The sequence below is a fragment of the Pseudomonas sp. FW305-25 genome (genome assembly GCF_017351415.1).
Lineage (GTDB): Bacteria > Pseudomonadota > Gammaproteobacteria > Pseudomonadales > Pseudomonadaceae > Aquipseudomonas > Aquipseudomonas chlororaphis.
Map to the genome: position 1 here is coordinate 85482 of NZ_JACNDE010000001.1, position 14062 is coordinate 99543.

A 14062-nucleotide genomic window follows, 5' to 3' on the forward strand; every position below is an offset into this window, starting at 1 on the left:
GAGCAAGCTCGCTCCTACAGAGAGTGCATAGGCCCTTGTAGGAGCGAGCTTGCTCGCGAAACGATCGTACAGACAGCCTGATTCAAAGAGCCACGTTCAAACCTTCAGCACCAGCTTGCCGAAGTTCTCGCCGCTGAACAGCTTCATCAGCGTTTCCGGGAAGGTCTCCAGGCCTTCGACGATATCCTCCTTGCTCTTGAGCTGCCCCTTGGCCATCCAGCCGGCCATTTCCTGCCCGGCGGCGGCGAACTGGGCCGCATAGTCCATCACCACAAAACCTTCCATGCGCGCGCGATTGGCCAGCAACGACAGGTAGTTGGCCGGTCCCTTGACCGCTTCTTTATTGTTGTACTGGCTGATGGCGCCGCAGATCACCACCCGGGCCTTGAAGTTCAGGCGACTGAGCACCGCATCGAGGATGTCGCCGCCGACGTTATCGAAATACACGTCGACGCCTTCCGGGCATTCGCGCTTGAGGCCGGCATGGACGTCTTCGCTCTTGTAGTCGATGGCCCCGTCGAAGCCCAGTTCGTCGATCAGGAACTTGCATTTGTCCTGGCCGCCGGCGATGCCGACCACCCGGCAGCCTTTGATCTTGGCGATCTGCCCGGCAATGCTGCCCACCGCGCCGGCCGCGCCCGACAGCACCACGGTTTCACCGGCTTTTGGCGCACTGACGTCCAGCAGGGCGAAATAGGCGGTCATGCCGGTCATGCCCAGGGCCGACAGATAGCGCGGCAGCGGCGCCAGTTTCGGATCGACCTTATAGAAGCCGCGCGGCTCGCCGAGGAAATAGTCCTGCACGCCCAGGGCGCCATTGACGTAGTCGCCGACGGCGAAGCCGGGGTTGTTCGAGGCGATCACCTGGCCCACGCCCAGGGCGCGCATTACCTCACCGATGCCCACTGGCGGGATGTAGGACTTGCCTTCGTTCATCCAGCCGCGCATGGCCGGGTCGAGGGACAGGTACTCATTCTTCACCAGGATCTGCCCGGCCGCCGGTTCGCCGACGGGAACCTGCTGGTAGGTGAAGGTTTCGCGGGTTGCCGCGCCCACCGGGCGTTTGGCGAGCAGAAACTGGCGATTGGTCTGGGTGGTCATGGCAGGCACTCAAGAATTGATGGAACCCTAGTTGATAGACCTTCAGCCCTGATGCCGCAAGGTTTGCCGCTGTAGCGAATAGGGGGCGATCCAGAGGCGTGATGGTGGTATGGCAGCCTTCATCACCATTGCGGATAAGTGGGCAACCGGCCCTCTGATAGTGCTGCCGAGTGCTCGTTGCCTGTGCCTAGACTGGGCGAATCCGATCCATGCATTCCATCGAGGGCATCACCATGAGCATGACGTTTTCCGGCCAGGTCGTTTTGGTCACCGGCGCAGCGGCGGGTATTGGCCGGGCCACGGCCCTGGCGTTCGCCGCGCAGGGGCTGCAAGTGGTGGCGGCCGACCTCGACGTCGCCGGTGGCGAGGGCACGGTGCAATTGATTCGCGCCGCCGGTGGCGAAGCACTGTTCGTGCGCTGCAACGTTACCGACGAGGCGGATGTGCAGAACCTGATGGCCCAGGTGGTAAGCAGCTACGGCCGCCTCGACTATGCCTTCAACAATGCCGGGATCGAAATCGAGAAGGGCAAGCTGGCGGACGGCACCCTGGATGAGTTCGACGCGATCATGGGAGTCAACGTCAAGGGCGTCTGGCTGTGCATGAAGCACCAGTTGCCGCTGATGCTCGCCCAGGGCGGCGGGGCCATCGTCAACACGGCGTCGGTGGCCGGCCTCGGCGCGGCGCCGAAGATGAGCATCTATGCCGCCTCCAAGCATGCGGTGATCGGCCTGACCAAGTCGGCGGCCATCGAATATGCGAAGAAGAAAATCCGGGTTAATGCGGTGTGCCCGGCGGTGATCGACACCGATATGTTCCGCCGCGCCTACGAGGCTGATCCGAAGAAAGCCGAATTCGCCGCGGCCATGCACCCGGTCGGGCGGATCGGCAAGGTCGAGGAAATCGCCAGCGCGGTGCTGTATCTGTGCAGCGACGGCGCGGCCTTCACCACCGGCCATGCGCTGGCGGTCGACGGTGGCGCCACCGCCATCTGACGCTCGCCAGTCTTAGGGGCGGCCCTGGTGACCAAGCGTTGCCTGGGTTGTACCGGATCGACCTCGACCATTCTGAAAACGACCTGAACGTAGCTTTTTGCCATTATTTCGACGCCAGAGACTTGTGCTCCAGTGCAGCCCGTTGCGAACCTGCAAAACTGGACAATGGCCCTGTTGCCATTGGGGACTGGAAGGGGACTGAGCGCAATGAATTCGGCCACGAACGGACGTTTTGCCAACCTCGGCATGGCGAAAAAACTGGGTGTCGGCTTCACCCTGGTGCTGCTGCTGACGGCGCTGGTGGCCGCCATCGGCGTCTGGTCCCTGCAGACCATCAGCCAGCGTTTCGATGGCCTCAAGCAGATGTCGTCACTCAACAGCGGCTTGCTCAAGGTCCGCCTGCTCGAACAGAACTATGCCTTGCACGGCGACGCCAAAACTGCGGACGCCTTGCACGAGGGCGTCGACGCCTTGCTGGCCCTGGCGGCGCAGCTCAAGGAACGTTCGGCGGCAAATGTGCCGGTGATGACCGATGTCGAGCAGGCGCTGGGGGCTTACCGCAAGGCCTTCGACGAGTTCGTCGAGCTGACCCAGGCCAAGGACCTGGCGCTGGAAATGGCCAGTTGGTCAGTGTCCAGCGTGGCCAACAACCTCGACGTGCTGCAGGCCGGCCTGGCCGACGACGGTACCTATAGCCTCAAGGAGTCCGCCGGCAAGGAGGGCAGCGAGTTCGTCGAGCAGGCCAATCAGGTCAGTCAGGTTTCGCGCTTGATGCTGCAAGCCATGAACGAAGCCCGGGTGCGCCTGGACCGGAGCCGCAAGGGCGAGGAAGAGGTCGAGCAGGGCAAGATCGAACAGGCCGACCAGGCCCTGGCCCAGGCCGAGCAGCTCAAGACCCTGGTCAAAGACGCCGGTTATCAGACGGTGCTCAACGAAGTGGTCGGGCATATCGGTGGTTTCAGCGAGAAGCTCGCCGAATACACCGGCTTGCTGGCGCAGGAGAAAAAGGTCTATCAGCAACTGCACGAGCGTGCCGCGCAGGTGATGGAGCGGGTTGACCAGGCGTACGGTGCGCAGGATCAGTCGATGCAGGCGGAGCTGAAAAAGAACTCGCTGTTGATCGTCGCGTCTTCGGCCCTGGCGTTGCTGGTGGGCGTGTTGGCGGCCTGGATCATTACCCGTTTGATCGTCACTCCGCTGCGCAGCGTGATGCGCGTGGCGCAGCAGATCGCCGCCGGTGACCTGAGCGCGACGGTGGAGGTGACGCGCCGGGACGAAATCGGCCAGCTGATGCTGGCGATGCAACAGATGGGCAGCGGCCTGAGCGGTATTGTCAGCGGCCTGCAGGCAGGCATCGAACAGTTGGCCAGCTCGGCCCAGTCGCTGTCGGCGGTGACCGAACAGACCAATCTGGAAGTCAGCAGCCAGAAGGAAGAAACCGAGCAGGTGGCGACTGCGATGAACCAGATGACCGCCACCGTGCACGACGTCGCGCGCAACGCCGAAGAAGCCGCGCAGGCGGCGCAGACCGCCGACGACAAGGTCGAAAGTGGCCAGCAGGTGGTGCGCCAGAGTATGCAGCGCATCGAACAGCTGGCGGGTTCGGCCACCAGCGCCAGCTCCAGCATTGAAAGCCTCAGCGCCGAAATCCAGAACATCGGCACCGTGCTCAGCGTGATCAAGAGTGTCGCCGAGCAGACCAACCTGCTGGCGCTGAACGCGGCCATCGAAGCAGCGCGTGCCGGCGAGCAGGGCAGGGGCTTCGCGGTGGTGGCCGACGAAGTGCGGGCCCTGGCCAAGCGCACCCAGCAATCCACCGAAGAGATCGAGCGCCTGGTCAGTGCCTTGCGTTCGGCGGCGCAGTCCTCGGTGCAGCAGATCCAGAGCAGCGGCGAACTGGTCAAGCTGGCGGTCAGCGATGCGCTGCAGACCGAAAGCGCGCTGGGTAGCATCGCCACGGCGGTGTCGCTGATTCAGCAGATGAACCAGCAGATCGCCGCGGCCGCCGAGCAACAAAGCTCGGTCGCCGAAGAGATCAACCGCAGCGTCACCAGCATCCGCGCCAGCGCCGATCAGTCGTCACTGGCCATGCAGGGCAATGCGGCGTCGAGCATCGAGCTGGCGCAGTTGGGGGCGGAGTTGAAGGGGATGGTCGGGCATTTCCGGTTGTAATGCCGCTGATGCTTGCTACAGGCTGCGCCGCCAGGGGCGCAGCCTGTAGGCCGTGCCGCGCGTATTGCTCGCGCGGCTGTTGCCGGTCAGTCGTAAATGGCTTTCTTCTTCCAGTCGGCGTCGGCTTCGACGACCTTCAGGCCTTCGGTCAATTGGTTGACCTCGCCTTCGACCGGCTGGGTGTTGGTCAGCACCATCGCGTTGGAGCGGGCCAGGAGTTTTTCCAGGTACTCCAGCTGTTCCCGATAGACCGCTGGGTCCGGCTGCTTGCGCAGGTATTGCACACCGCGCTCGAACGCCAGGCGCGCCTGGCCGGGTTGTTCCTGCTGCAGGGCGTACTGGCCTAGGTTGTTGAAGAACTCGATGTGCAGCAGCACCAGGATGTGGCGGATTTCCCGGATCCAGTGCTTGGCTTCGTTGGTCGGCAGGAAGCCGTCCTGGGCGGCGCGAGTCACCTGGCCATGCAGGGCTTCCAGGAGAAAGCGCACGTCCTTGGCCTTGGCTTCGGTCTGGATCGGGCAGGGCGGGTTGTTGACCGGAATCGATTCGCCCTGGCCGACCAGCGCGTTCAACTCGGCGATACGCGCCTTGAGCGCGGCATCGGTCTTGTTCAGGTTCAACAGACGCTGAACGACGTTGAGTTCCAGGCGGGTCATCAGCAGCTTGAGCCCTGGCGACATGAACTGGCCGGGGAAGGTCTCGGTGATTTCGCCGCAGCGGCGCAGGCGGTCATTGAGTTCGACCTTGGTACGGGCCTTTTCCAGTTTATTGTTTTCCACCACATGGTTCATGTAGCCAATGGCGATCAATATTACGATCCCGGCTACTACTAGCAGGGTGATCATGAGTGGTGTCACCGTGTAAGACCTCTTTCTGGGGTTCGCGTACGAGTGGCGAGTGTAGTGACTTAGCCTTGGGGCGCCTAGCGCAGGTCGACGAGCAGAAACAGGCCGATTCTCTGCTTATATAGGAAATGTCTGGCTGGTTTCATATTGCCATCACCTAAGGATGTGGACTATAGCGTCTTGTCGAGTGTCAGAATATAGGCGTCAAGGCACAGGCTGCACAAATGCCCGAAAGGGCTCGCAAACCACCCCGAAGTCATTGATTTAAATAAATTTATATCAGGGGGTTGACGACCCTCCAATCCATCCATAGAATGCGCGCCACTTGCAGCGTAAAGCACACAGCGAAACGCGGCAGGGAGTGAATGTTGTAGCGTGTCCCCTTCGTCTAGTGGCCTAGGACACCGCCCTTTCACGGCGGTAACAGGGGTTCGAGTCCCCTAGGGGACGCCAATGCGGGAATAGCTCAGTTGGTAGAGCACGACCTTGCCAAGGTCGGGGTCGCGAGTTCGAGTCTCGTTTCCCGCTCCAATTTTAAACGGCACTGCTTTCGGGCGGGGCTGAGTGAAACCAGAACCAAGTCTTCGGAGGCGGGTCTGGACACCGAAACACACACCATGTGTTCCGGGTAGCGTGTCCCCTTCGTCTAGTGGCCTAGGACACCGCCCTTTCACGGCGGTAACAGGGGTTCGAGTCCCCTAGGGGACGCCATTTGCGGGAATAGCTCAGTTGGTAGAGCACGACCTTGCCAAGGTCGGGGTCGCGAGTTCGAGTCTCGTTTCCCGCTCCAAACATAGAGCTACAGATTCTCAAAGGTCTGTAGCTCATCGAAAAAGGGTCCCATTCGGGACCCTTTTTTCGTTTCCGTCGGCAGTGGCCGAGTTTCGGTCCGTTGCTCCTCTGCAGTGCGGGATGACGCTGCTTTCCCCTTGTCCTGTACGCTGGCGCAGATCCTGTTCGGCGCCTACATGTTCCTGACCGTGCGCCCTGCCTTTGTGAGTGGGTGTTTGGCACAGGGTTTGCGAAGGTCTGGGCCTGATTGACCATCGATAGAGTGGTGCACCTTTAAATGAGTATCTCCGTGGCGACAACTAAGGGTAATTGGCGGGCGGTCATCGCACTGACGTTGGCGGCCTTTGTGTTCAACACCACGGAGTTCGTCCCCGTCGGGCTATTGAGCTCGATCGGCAGCAGCTTCGACCTGTCGACGGCCCGGGTCGGTCTGATGCTCACTCTCTATGCCTGGATAGTGTCCCTGACTTCGCTGCCGGTCATGCTGCTGACGCGCAACGTCGAGCGACGCAAGCTGTTGCTCGTGCTGTTCGGGATGTTTATCGCCAGTCACATCCTGTCGGGGCTGGCCACGAGTTTCGGCATGCTGTTGCTGAGCCGGGTCGGTGTGGCCTTGTCCCATGCGCTGTTCTGGTCCATTACCGCGTCCCTGGCGGTGCGTCTGGCACCACCGGGAAAACAGGTCCAGGCCCTGGGTTTGCTGGCCACCGGTACTTCCCTGGCGATGGTGCTGGGTATTCCCCTCGGCCGGTTGCTGGGCGAGGCCATGGGCTGGCGGACCACCTTTATCGTGATTGCTGGCCTGGCTACCGCGCTGGTGTTCTGGCTGGCCAGGAGCCTGCCGTTGTTGCCCAGCCAGAACTCGGGTTCTCTCAGAAGCCTGCCGGTGCTGTTCAAGCGGCCTGCGCTGATGGCGCTCTATGTGCTGACGGCCCTGGTGGTCACCGCGCAGTTCACGGCCTACAGCTATATCGAGCCTTTCATCAAGGTGGTGGCCGGCTTGAGTGGCGATGTGGTGACCCTCATCCTGCTGCTGTTCGGTGGCGCCGGTATCTTCGGCTCGCTGTTGTTCAGCAGGTTTCACCGCTACAGCCCGCAGCGCTTTCTGCTGGTGACGGTGACGTTGCTTATTCTGTGCCTGGCATTGCTGTTGCCGTTGAGCGGGGAGGTCTCGTACCTGGGCGGGCTCAGCCTGATCTGGGGGATGGCGATCATGGGCTTCGGGCTGGCGCTGCAGTCCAGGGTCCTGGTGCTCGCTCCGGACGCTACCGATGTGGCAATGGCGCTGTTTTCGGGGATCTACAATATCGGCATCGGCGGCGGCGCGCTGCTTGGCAGCTGGGTAGGGGGCCAACTCGGGTTCGCCTATATCGGCTTGGCCGGCGGCTTGCTGGCGACCTTGGCGCTGCTGCTCTACTGCGCATCCATCTACCGCCTGACCCGGTCCAGCGTTTCGGGCGCCGACGGGGCTGAGGTCGCGACAGAGAAGTAGAGCGCTGGAGCAGGGCGCCGAGAGGCGCCAGGAAAAAAGAGGGGGCAATGATTCGGCTGAATCATTGCCCCCTCTTTTCAATCAGACAACAAGCCCTGCCTCCCTATGACGGGGGGCAGGGTTTCAGTTCTCAGAACTGCAGGCCAACCTGCGGCACCTTGGTCGCTTCACCAAAGACGCTGTTGCTGGATTGCTGGTCCGAATTGAAGTCGATGCCGACCAGGCCACCGTAGAACTGTCCGGAGGCATGCGAACCATCGATCTTGCCGCCTGCCGATGACAGGCGCAGCGTACCGAAGTTCATCCCCGCCAGCCCGCCCAGACGCGCGCCGTAACCGCCGCTGACGTTACTGGTGGTTTTGGAGTTGCTGATCTCCCCTTCATTCATCCCGGCCAAGCCACCCACACTGCTATAGCGACCGCCGTTGACCGAACCTTTGGCGGAGGAGTTGGCGACCTTGCCCTGCTGTCTGCCAACCAGGCCGCCGACCTGGCTATCGTCGCCACCGTTCACCATGGCGGATGCCGTGGCGTTGCTGATGTCGCTGTTTTGGTTGTAACCGACCAGGCCGCCGACCTGGCTATTGTTACCGCTGCTCACCGTGCCGGATGCGGAGGCGTTGATGATACGGCTATCCTGGCTGTGGCCCACCAGACCACCGGCCAGGCTATTGTCGCCGCTGATCACCAGGGCGGTCGCCGAGGCGTTGGTGATATCGGTGTTTTTGCTGTAGCCGACCAGGCCACCGCTCTGGCTACCGTTGCCGGCGGTCACCGTGGCAGATACCGATGAGTTGGTGATACTGCTAGCCAGGCTATAGCCGACGAGGCCACCGATAAGGGCGTCATTGCCGCCGGTAACGGACAGGGAAGTGGAGGACGCATTGACGATGGAGGAGTTTTCGTTGTAGCCGATCAGCCCGCCGATATTGGCCCTGCTATCGCCTTTCACCGTGCCGGCCACCGTTACATTATCGATACGGCTGTTCTGGTTGTAGCCAATCAGGCCACCCACATTGCTACCGTACAGACCGGACACATTGCCTTTGGTCGAGCTGTTGCTGATCAAGCCATTCTGGTTCGTGCCGATCAGGCCGCCGATATTGGCATTCCTGCCGCCTTTCACCGTGCCGGAGAACAAGCTGTTATCGACTTGGCCGCCCTGGTTATGGCCAACCAGGCCGCCCACATTTTTGCTGTACAGGTCGGACACGTTGTTGCTGGCAGAGCTGTTGGTAATCGAGCCACCCTGATTCCTGCCAACCAGACCGCCGATCGCTTCCGTGCCATTGCCGGTTACGTCGCCGCTGGCGTGAGAGTTGGCCAGCGAACCCTGGTTGGAGCCGACCAGGCCTCCGACCCGACCAGCCTTGCTGCCCGAAACATTGGTGCTGGAGCGGGAATTGCTGATGCTGCCATTGCCCGTATTCTCACCGACCAGGCCGCCGATGTTCAGGTTGGCGCCGGCGAGGTCGATCGTGCCGGTGCTGGAGGCGTTGTCGATGACTCCGTGGTTCGAACCCACCAATCCACCTGCGCCTTTGGAGTCAGCATTCATCTGCCCCCTGAGGGCGATATCGGCATGACTATTGGTGATTTTCGCCACGCCATCGGGGTTGGTGATGTTTTCCCCCACCAGGCCACCCATTGCAAAGGTGTACTGGTTGCCGATCACCTGGCCGCTGGCCGAGGAGTTGGTGATGTCGCCGGCCAGGTTGAGCGCTACCAGGCCGCCCAGCGAGTTCAGATGAGAGGCTCCGGTCACCCGCACGTCCTTGGCCTTGACGTTGCGGATGCTACCCATGTTCACCGCGGCAAGCGTACCGACCTGGGTGTTGTAGTAGGTGGAAGAGGCGCCGCTGGCTGAAATTCGTTCGAGGTTCAGGTTGCTGATCTGCCCCGCGTTGGTGCCGAACAGCCCGACAAAGGCGGCGCTGCTATAGAGCGACAGGTCACTGATGGTATTGCCCAGGCCATCGAGCTTGCCGGTGAAGGAGCCACCTTCGCCAAGCGTCCTGAAGCTGCCTTGGCCGGTGATCCGGTTACCCAGTACATAGCGGCCATTCATGTTGTTTTCGATATCGCGCAACTGCTTCAGGTTCTGCACCACCTGGTAGGACTCGCCGTTGGCGCTGAAGCGGGCATTCGTACCGGAGAGGGTGACGCTCTTGTCATCCTTGAGGCTGTGGCCGTTTTTGGAGTTCAGCTCCAGGCTCGCTCCCGTTCCGGTCAGCGCGACATCGTCATTCAGGCGGATGCTTCCCTGCGCGGCATTCAGGGCCAGGGCCGCGCCGTCGCCGGTGGCGCTCAATGCCGCGTTCACCTGGACGTCGCCGCGCTCGGCGGTCAGGCCGAGCTTGTTACCGCTGTTCCAGGACACCGCCTTGTTGACCGACAGGTTGCCCTTGCTGCTCAGTTCGACGTTGGTCCGGGCCAGGTTCTGGGCCAGGGTATCGGCGTGCAGGGTAGGGGCCGCGCCGGTGGTGCCGCCCGTTCCGTTGTTGCCGTTGATACCGCCGCCAATGATCAATCCACGCGTGGACGGACTTTCTACCTTGGAAACGTTCACCTCGTCCGCGCTGATCTTCCAGGTACCGGTCGCGCCCTGGTCGGCGTGCGTATCCACTTGCGCAGCCAGTTGGACCTCGACCCGGGCGCCGCGGTTTTCCACCACGCCACCGTTACCCTGGCCACCCAGGGCGCTGGCGTCCTGGCGCCCAGCGACCTGGACGATACCGTTGTCGCCACCATCCAGGACAATCTTGCCGGCCTTGTTCTGCAAGGTCTTGGCTTCGATCACGCCCTGGTTGCTCACCACGTTTTTCAGCAGGCTGCTGGCGCTGCTGGCGGTCATCAACACCTGGCCGCCGTCGGCCTTGAGCAGGCCACCGTTCTGCACCAGGGCATCCACCGTGGCACCGTTCACCTGCAGGTTGAGCAGGCCGTTGCCGTCGAAGTTGACGCTGAAGTCCTTGCCCGCGCCCAGCGCGACACTGCCCATCTGCGCCTGGATTACCCCGCTGTTGCTGACCTGGGCGCCTAGCAATGCGACGCTGCCGCCCTCGCTGGCGGTGATCTGGCCGGCGTTGCTCACGGCAGAGCTGGAATTCCCGGTAAAGCGGTAAGTGCCGTCGAGGAAATCCTTGTCGCTGATGTTCTGGGTGGAGGCCACCAGGCCGCCGACGTTGACCTGGGCGGACTTGCCGAAGACCACGCCATTGGGGTTGATCAGGAACACCTTGCCGTTGGCATTGATGCGGCCCTGGATATCGCTGCCATTGGTGCCCAGTACGCGGTTGAGGGCGATCGATTGGCTACCGGGCTGGTGGAAGCTGACGCTTTCGTCGCCAGCGACGCTGAAGTCGTTCCAGTTGGTGATCAGTTTGTTGCTCTTCTGATCGACGGTCATATGTTTGCCGTCGACCGTGGTATGGATGCCAGCGTCGCCCGCGACTATCGCGGCTCCACCCGGCAGGGCGAAGGCCGGGGCCTGGGCCAGCAGGCCCAGCAGCGAGAAGCCGGCGGCGATCACGACCTTGAGTCGGCTTGATTTGCCCCGGCGTCGGGTTCCTTCGCTGGCGACGTTCCAGCAACCAGTGGCCTGGTTCCAGATCAGTGCATAGCTTTTGTTCATGATGCTTCCTCTATATGAATACTCTGCTGATCCCCCCAGCAGAACGGGTACAACGGATGCGGGGCAGGCGCCGAGGCGGTCACGCAAAGCCGGGGCGCCTTCCCTCCATGCGGGAGGGAAGTTGTTTGTCTCAATCCGTGCTTGATTTCATGGGCCTCCAAGCAAGGGAGGCTCATGGGGTTTTTGTCAGATAAGACCTGCTACATAACGTCTAGAAAGTGGCTGTTCGAGTGTTTCGAGTGACTATCCGAATTCACGAGCGAATTGATTGCGAGCCTGTACGCGCCAGCGTTGAGGCTGGAGTTATTTGCATGTAAATGCCTGGTTGCTCAGAGGGGTGTATTAATTAACAAAAGGAAATAAAATAAAAAACCAGAACTTTCTTAACTGGTCTACGGCGCTTTCCTAGTTGAAGTAAGACAGCTAGCTATTGCGCTCGTCATATTGAAGTCCTTGCAGCCTGGCGCGCGATGGCCTGGCAGAATCAGAAGCGCGATTCCCTGGGAAAATCACCACTTCCTCCGCTTTAGGAGGCATCGCAAAAACAGCGGGCCAGGGCCTTGGGCTTGCCTGGCAGGCCTTCTCGATCGTCGAGCCTGGGCGGTTTCGGGCTGCGGTGCTTTTGTTCTGTGAGAGGGTTGTCTAAGTTAAAGCCTGGATGTAAGTCAACAGGGTTGATATTTCATGCATGTTGGGAAATATCAGACCCATGACAGCATAATATTTCGAATGTCAGGGGGTAATAGAAATACCCTCGGTCTGGAGTTTCTGGGTCGAAAATACTTGTTTCTAGAAAGTACTGATGCGCAGGTAGATATCTAGCGATATGGACTTCGAGGGAGATTGCTTATTCTGTTCGCTCTTTTCGGCTTTCGCATATGAGTGAGCATGTTGTTCCTTTTAGGAATCGTCCTACTGATTACGACGCCTATCTACTGTAGTTTTCCTGCCTCCTGCCTTTCTCGAACGTCACGAATACCCGTACGGTTCGCTTCATCGAGTCCATCGATGTTTTTGCATGGCGCGTAACTTTGCATGACGCGTAACAACGGGGGGGGCCGCCCTTCGACGCATACCGAGGTAGAGAATTTACCGTGAAGACTCCAGCTATCGCCGGACTGATTCTGGCCAGCTTCGCCCTGTTTTCTCCTGCTTGCTCCCAGGCTGGCATCAACCTGGAAAATACCCGTGTGGTGCTTGCGGCACCGAGCAAGGAAGCGTCCCTGGTGATCAAGAACAGCGCGACCGAGGACCTGATGTTCCAGGCCTGGGTCGAATCGGCCGACAAGAGCGAGGATGTGCCTTTCGCCATCACCCCGGTGCTCAAGCGCCTGGCTGGCGAACAGCAGCAGGTGTTGCGCATCCTCTACAGCGGCAAGGGCCTGCCGACCGACAAGGAGTCGGTGTACTGGCTGAACGTGCGGGAGGCTCCGCAAAAGTCCCGGGAGGAAAACACCCTGCAAATCGCCGTGCAGCAGCGCCTCAAGCTGTTCTACCGGCCGGGCTACCGGGCAAGGTCACGGAGGCCCCGCAACAGCTGAAGTGGCGCCTGCTTGCCAACGACGGCAAACCCTATTTGGAAGTGGCCAACCCGTCGGCTTTCCACCTGTCTTTTGCCGGGATCACGTTGCGGATGGGAAGCAAGAGTTTTACCGCGCCGATCGATATGGTCGCGCCGACCGCGACTTCCCGGGTCGAGATGGCGGACCTGCCGAACGGCGTCCAGGCTAACGACCTCAAGGTTGAATTCGAAGTCATCGGCGATTTCGGTGGAATCCTCAAATACGACGGTGTTATCTCTAGCTGAGGCTTGGCGTCTTTTATTAGTGGCGACGAGAACTTTCTAGCTACTTCTTTTGGGTCATCATCGATTTGTATCTGGGCACTTAATGTGGCCTGGGAAGGAACTCTATATATGCGCAAGCTAATGTTCATCTTGATATTTTTATCCAGCCTGTGTGCCCGGGATGTACTTGCAGTTACTTGCACTTGGACCGGCTCTCCTCCAGCGCAACTCACAATGGATATGATTCTTCCCTCTAAAATGATCATCAAGGCTGCTCCCGTTGGGCAGGTACTTGCAACACACAGAACGAGCCTCTGGAGTGGGCTGGCAAGTTGTTCCAGTCAAACTGATGTTTCTATTACAGTAGATGCCGCGTTTACGCCATCGGCACTGCCCAAGGTCTATGAAGCCGGTATTAAAGGCGTCGGTGTTAAATTCTGCCTGGCGCTGAGTTTTGGCGACGACACTTGGTGTGCTCCATACTCTTATTCGGTCGGCTCAAGCTCATCCCCGCTCCTTCCCAAGTTCATCGATGTGATGTTCGTTCGTACCAATCGCGCCGTAGCCTCTGGTAATGTTCCGATGGACCTCAAGGTGAACTGGCAAATGGGAGACAAATCCCTTGTGGTCAGATCACAAGGCGGTACCGAACTGGTCAACGATATATTTTTCGCCGGATGCGAATCTGTAGGAGCGGCGGTCAATGTCCAGATGGGTAAGCAGACCATTGAGCATATTACCAAGGGCAGCGTCAGGGAGGTGCCGTTCAACTTCGATGTCCGCTGCGACGGCTTGAAGCCTGACACGAAAGTTCCGGTAAAAGTCTACTTCGAAGGCAACTCCCAGGCCGACGGCCTGCTCAAACTTGTCAATCTGGGCCAGCCCGGCGTTGCATCGGGAGTTGGTATTTCCCTGGTCAATAACAAGGGCGTCAAGTTGCCGTTCAATATTGCCAGGTCCATCGCCCTCGATTGGAATAGAGAGGTGGTGGAGGGCTCCATTTACCGGTTCTCCGGCAGCGCCAAATACGTTCCGACAGGTGGCGAGATAAAACCGGGCAAGGGTGATGCGACCATGAGCTTCGTTCTCAACTACAACTGATCGTCATCGGTGGCGGGCACATATTCTTCTGCTCGCCGGCCCGTTTCCTGCCCTGGTCGGATGGCTATCGCGAGCCAGTTGCTGTCCAGCCTTCCCGAGCCCCCAGAGCACAAGGGCGCGCATAGTCGAGAAAGGCTCTCGCCG

General features: G+C 60.2%; 7 protein-coding genes, 4 tRNA genes and 2 pseudogenes. 10 read left to right on the forward strand and 3 right to left on the reverse strand.

Annotated features, from left to right (window positions below; translation table 11 throughout):
• Positions 1–96 precede the first annotated feature (96 nt).
• Complete coding sequence (locus J4E58_RS00390; protein ID WP_087088796.1) at positions 97–1101, reverse strand: NADP-dependent oxidoreductase; 1005 nt, start codon at positions 1099–1101, stop codon at positions 97–99.
• Positions 1102–1334: 233 nt separating this feature from the next.
• Between J4E58_RS00390 and J4E58_RS00395 the strand changes: the two genes are divergently transcribed.
• The 3 genes and pseudogenes from J4E58_RS00395 (at position 1335) to J4E58_RS32150 (ending at position 4268) form a co-directional block, all read left to right on the forward strand.
• On the forward strand, positions 1335–2096 hold the full coding sequence (locus J4E58_RS00395) for an SDR family oxidoreductase (RefSeq protein ID WP_053260601.1): 762 nt from the start codon (positions 1335–1337) through the stop codon (positions 2094–2096).
• 246 nt (positions 2097–2342) lie between these two features.
• A pseudogene (locus J4E58_RS32145) lies at positions 2343–3404 on the forward strand (HAMP domain-containing protein); the annotation flags it as partial.
• Complete coding sequence (locus tag J4E58_RS32150) at positions 3405–4268, forward strand: methyl-accepting chemotaxis protein (protein ID WP_371917952.1); 864 nt, start codon at positions 3405–3407, stop codon at positions 4266–4268.
• 86 nt (positions 4269–4354) lie between these two features.
• Here the strand turns inward: J4E58_RS32150 and J4E58_RS00405 are convergent, their stop codons facing one another.
• Positions 4355–5125 carry a hypothetical protein gene (locus J4E58_RS00405; RefSeq protein WP_081002234.1) on the reverse strand — a complete coding sequence of 257 codons (771 nt, stop codon included), beginning with the start codon at positions 5123–5125 and terminating at the stop codon, positions 4355–4357.
• A gap of 365 nt (positions 5126–5490) precedes the next feature.
• Here J4E58_RS00405 and J4E58_RS00410 point away from each other — a divergent pair.
• The 5 genes from J4E58_RS00410 to J4E58_RS00430 all read left to right on the forward strand — a co-directional run bounded on the left by J4E58_RS00410 (position 5491) and on the right by J4E58_RS00430 (position 7397).
• Positions 5491–5566 (forward strand) — tRNA-Glu (locus tag J4E58_RS00410).
• A gap of 2 nt (positions 5567–5568) precedes the next feature.
• Positions 5569–5644: transfer RNA gene (locus tag J4E58_RS00415), tRNA-Gly, on the forward strand.
• A 104-nt stretch (positions 5645–5748) separates the two neighbouring features.
• A tRNA-Glu gene (locus tag J4E58_RS00420) sits at positions 5749–5824 on the forward strand.
• A gap of 3 nt (positions 5825–5827) precedes the next feature.
• A tRNA-Gly gene (locus J4E58_RS00425) sits at positions 5828–5903 on the forward strand.
• Between the two features lie 279 nt (positions 5904–6182).
• Positions 6183–7397, forward strand: coding sequence for a sugar transporter (locus J4E58_RS00430; RefSeq protein WP_087088791.1), 1215 nt, complete (start codon positions 6183–6185; stop codon positions 7395–7397).
• Between the two features lie 130 nt (positions 7398–7527).
• Here the strand turns inward: J4E58_RS00430 and J4E58_RS00435 are convergent, their stop codons facing one another.
• Positions 7528–11031: a GLUG motif-containing protein gene (locus J4E58_RS00435; protein ID WP_087088789.1), complete on the reverse strand. Its 3504-nt coding sequence runs from the start codon at positions 11029–11031 to the stop codon at positions 7528–7530.
• A gap of 1094 nt (positions 11032–12125) precedes the next feature.
• Here J4E58_RS00435 and J4E58_RS00440 point away from each other — a divergent pair.
• Both J4E58_RS00440 and J4E58_RS00445 read left to right on the forward strand, forming a co-directional pair.
• Positions 12126–12838, forward strand: a pseudogene (locus tag J4E58_RS00440) (molecular chaperone).
• Positions 12839–12946: 108 nt separating this feature from the next.
• Positions 12947–13918: a fimbrial protein gene (locus J4E58_RS00445; RefSeq protein ID WP_087088787.1), complete on the forward strand. Its 972-nt coding sequence runs from the start codon at positions 12947–12949 to the stop codon at positions 13916–13918.
• Positions 13919–14062 lie beyond the last annotated feature (144 nt).

Coding starts and splice junctions, on each gene's coding strand:
- J4E58_RS00390 (WP_087088796.1), bottom strand. CDS start 1,101: ATGACCACCCAGACCAATCGCCAGTTTCTGCTCGCCAAACGCCCGGTG.
- J4E58_RS00395 (WP_053260601.1), top strand. CDS start 1,335: ATGAGCATGACGTTTTCCGGCCAGGTCGTTTTGGTCACCGGCGCAGCG.
- J4E58_RS32150 (WP_371917952.1), top strand. CDS start 3,405: ATGGGCAGCGGCCTGAGCGGTATTGTCAGCGGCCTGCAGGCAGGCATC.
- J4E58_RS00430 (WP_087088791.1), top strand. CDS start 6,183: ATGAGTATCTCCGTGGCGACAACTAAGGGTAATTGGCGGGCGGTCATC.
- J4E58_RS00435 (WP_087088789.1), bottom strand. CDS start 11,031: ATGAACAAAAGCTATGCACTGATCTGGAACCAGGCCACTGGTTGCTGG.
- J4E58_RS00445 (WP_087088787.1), top strand. CDS start 12,947: ATGCGCAAGCTAATGTTCATCTTGATATTTTTATCCAGCCTGTGTGCC.